This is a genomic window from Paracoccus sp. PAR01 (assembly GCF_014851995.1).
GTDB classification, from domain to species: Bacteria; Pseudomonadota; Alphaproteobacteria; order Rhodobacterales; family Rhodobacteraceae; genus Paracoccus; species Paracoccus litorisediminis.
In genome coordinates, this window is sequence record NZ_JACVAW010000056.1 from 1 (window position 1) to 3,409 (window position 3,409).

Below are 3,409 nucleotides of genomic sequence, written 5' to 3' on the forward strand. Positions count from 1 at the left end.
GTGGCGTCCCCCCGGGATATTTGGGCAAGAAAGAAAACGGGCGCCGTGGAGAGACGGCGCCCGTTGGTTTCCAGAAAGCGATGCTTACTCGATCACCACATAGATCTTGCGGATCGTCTCGATCGTCTTCCAGAAGCTGTTCAGGCCACATCTGGTCCAACCAGTCAGCTGACTGCTCGGAGCATTCAGCACCCGAGTCCGCGATCGGACCAGCTTGCTACTCACCCGAAATGCCGGTGCCGACAGAGCGTCCGTCCCGCAGTGCTAATTAGCCTCCAGCCGAACGCGCGTCGACTTTGGTTGGTGCAACGACCGTTACCCCCAGGCAAATTGACCATATGCCGGACAAGCGCTGCTCAACCTCAACGCGCTTCCCTAGCCAGCAGACAAATGCCGGGCCAGCCCCCGCATCATGGCGCAGCATTCGGCCAGTTCGCTGGGCAGAATGAACTCATCCGGGCGATGCGCGCGGGCGATCTCGCCGGGGCCGCAGATGATGGCGGGGATACCCGCGGCGTCGAACAGGCCTGCCTCGGTGCCGTAGCTGACCGATTGCAGTGCCTCATGTCCTGTCAAACGGGTCAACAGGTCCGCCAATTGCGGATCGTCCCCTGGCGGCAGGGCCGGATAGGCGCTTAGCTCATGATGCGAGGCCGAGAGGGCCCGGTCGGGGACCAGCGCGCGCGCCGCTTGGATCACATGCGCGGTGATCGCCGCCGGATCATCGCCGGGGATCGTCCTGACCTCGAACTGGATCTCGCAGCGGTCGGGAATGATATTGACCGCCGTGCCGCCCCGCACCACCCCCGCAACCACCGTGGAATGGGGCGGAGAAAACCGCGAATCAAAGGGGCCTTCGCCAGCCAGCCGCGCATTCAGGTCGCGGATGGCCAGCAGGATCTCGGCCCCGGCGTAATTCGCGTTCAACCCGGCCTCGGGCTGCGAGGAATGGGCCGCGCGTCCCGTAAGCACCAAGGCGGTCGCCTGTTTGCCCTTGTGCGACAGTACCGGCCGCATCCCCGAGGGCTCGCCCACGATGCAGGCTGCGGGTGGCGCGATCAGGCCGGGCAACGCCGCGATCAGGTGGGGCACACCGCGACAGCCAATCTCCTCATCATAGGAAAAGGCAAGGTGGACCGGGCGCTGCAGCCCGGCGGCCTGAAGTTCGGGGATCATCGCCAGCATGCAGGCCAGATAGCCCTTCATGTCGGTGGTCCCGCGCCCGTAGAGCCTGCCGTCGCGCGCGGTCAGCCGGAACGGGTCCGAGGCCCAGACCTGCCCCTCGGTCGAGACCACATCCATATGCCCCGACAGGATCACCCCCGGCACGTCACGCGGACCGATCGTGGCAAGGATGTTCACCCGGTCGCCCTCGGGGCCGGTCAGCACCACGGGATCAAGCCCGGCGCGGCGCAGATGATGCTGCACGCACCCCGCCACCGAGGCATTCGAGCCTCCGGGCAGGTCGGCGCAGGCGACAAGATCGGCAAGGATGGCTTCGGGGGACATGGCGGACTCAGAGTTTGGATTACCCGGCCATCCTGCCGATTTTCAGCGCCAGTTTCTGCCGAAGCGGCGCGTGGCGGCGCAATTCCCTGCCGGGCGCGGGCAAGGGTGTGGCCCGATCCTGCCGCAGCATGGAATGCCGCGTCTGCGTCCGGCTTCGGCAAGATCGGCTGCGCCTGTGGGTCGGGAAATGACTTCTGCGGCGCGGGCGGGACTAGGCTGACCGCGAATAACCATCAGGGAAAGCGCCATGAACCTGCCCTTTGACCCCAATGCCGCCGCCCTGCCTCGTGGCCATTTCATTGGCGGTGCCTATATCGAAGCCGAGCATATTCTGCCGCTGACCCGACCCTCGGACGGCCAGCCGCTGGGGGCGATCCCGGTCGCGGATGCGGAAATGGTCGACCGTGCCGTGGCCATCGCGGCCAAGGCGCAGCGGGATTCCGGCTGGGGTGCTTGCCAGCCCCGCGACCGCACGCGGGCCATGCATGCCTGGGCCGACCTGATCGAGGCCCATGCCGCCGAACTGTCCTGGCTGGAATCCGTGGCCTCGACCCGCCTGATCAGCCAGATCCCCGGCATCGACATCGCCGTCACCGCCGAGCAGATCCGCTTCTTTGCCGAACTGGCCGACAAGGAGGGCGGCGCGCTGGTCCCGACCCGCGACGATCAGCTGGGCATGATCATGGATGAACCTTACGGCGTCGTCGGCGCGATCACGCCGTGGAATTTTCCGATCTCGATGGCGGGATGGAAGCTGGGGCCAGCGCTGGCGGCAGGAAATGCCGTGGTGCTGAAACCGTCCGAGATGACCCCCTTTGCCACGCTGCGCATGGCCGAATTGTCGGTGCAGGCCGGCATCCCCGCCGGGCTGGTCAATGTCGTGCTGGGTGACGGGCTGGTCACCGGCACGGCGCTGACCGGGCATCCCGGCATAGGCAAGATCAGCTTCACCGGCTCGACGCTGGCGGGGGCGGCGATCATGCAGAACATCGCCCGGACCGGCATCAAGCCGATGACGCTGGAGCTGGGCGGCAAAAGCCCGCAGGTGGTCTTTGCCGATGCCGATCTGGATCTGGCGGCGCGCTGCATCGCCGGTAGCATCATGTTCAATGCCGGTCAGGCCTGTGTCGCGGGCAGCCGGGTCATCGCCCATGCCTCGGTCGCCGAGGCGCTGTCGGAAAAGCTGGTCGCCCTGATGCAGCCGCGCAATCCCGGTCCCAGCTGGCTGGAGGGCAGCGGCTATTCCCCCGCCATCTCGGCCCGCCAGTTGGGTCGCGTCGACGAGATCGTGCAAGCCGCGATCCGCGACGGGGCCGAGGTGGTCTGCGGCGCGGCCTCCATGGACCGGCCGGGCTTCTTCTATCAGCCGACGCTGCTGCGCGGCGTCGATCAGAAAAACCCTGCCGTGACCGAAGAAATCTTTGGCCCGGTACTGACCCTGCAAAGCTTCACCGATGATGATGAGGCCTTGGCGTTGGCCGATCACCCGACCTATGGTCTGGCCGCCGGGGTCTATACGCGTGACCTGTCCCGAGCGATCCGCGTCACCCGTGCGCTGCAGGCGGGCACGGTCTGGGTCAACCGCTATGGCCGCTCGCGCGATCATATCCTGCCGACCGGGGGTTACAAATCCTCGGGGCTGGGCAAGGATCTGGGCCGCGAGGCCTATCACGCCAACCGCCGCTCCAAATCCGTTCTGATCGATCTCTGAGGCTCATATGACCATCCGAACTTCCCAACGCATTGCGTTGATCCCCGGCGACGGGATCGGCGTTCCTGTTCTTGAGGCCGCCATGGCCGTGGCTGAGGCCGCGGCACCGGGATTGCTGGAGCCGACCCGCTTTCCCTGGTCCTGCGAGCATTACCTGCAGACCGGGCGGATGATGCCCGAGGACGGGAT

Annotated in this window: 2 protein-coding genes and 1 pseudogene; 2 read left to right on the top strand and 1 reads right to left on the bottom strand. The window is 66.3% G+C overall.

The features are described 5' to 3' along the window. Positions 1-375: 375 nt before the first annotated feature. Positions 376-1,509 carry an acetylornithine deacetylase gene (gene argE, locus IB235_RS24440; protein WP_192338977.1) on the bottom strand — a complete coding sequence of 378 codons (1,134 nt, stop codon included), beginning with the start codon at positions 1,507-1,509 and terminating at the stop codon, positions 376-378. 247 nt (positions 1,510-1,756) lie between these two features. On the opposite strand from argE, the gene IB235_RS24445 reads away from it, so the two are divergent. Beyond that, a complete protein-coding gene (locus IB235_RS24445; protein ID WP_192338979.1) occupies positions 1,757-3,220 on the top strand; it encodes an aldehyde dehydrogenase in 1,464 nt (487 codons plus the stop codon). 7 nt (positions 3,221-3,227) lie between these two features. Then, a pseudogene (locus IB235_RS24450) lies at positions 3,228-3,409 on the top strand (tartrate dehydrogenase); the annotation flags it as partial.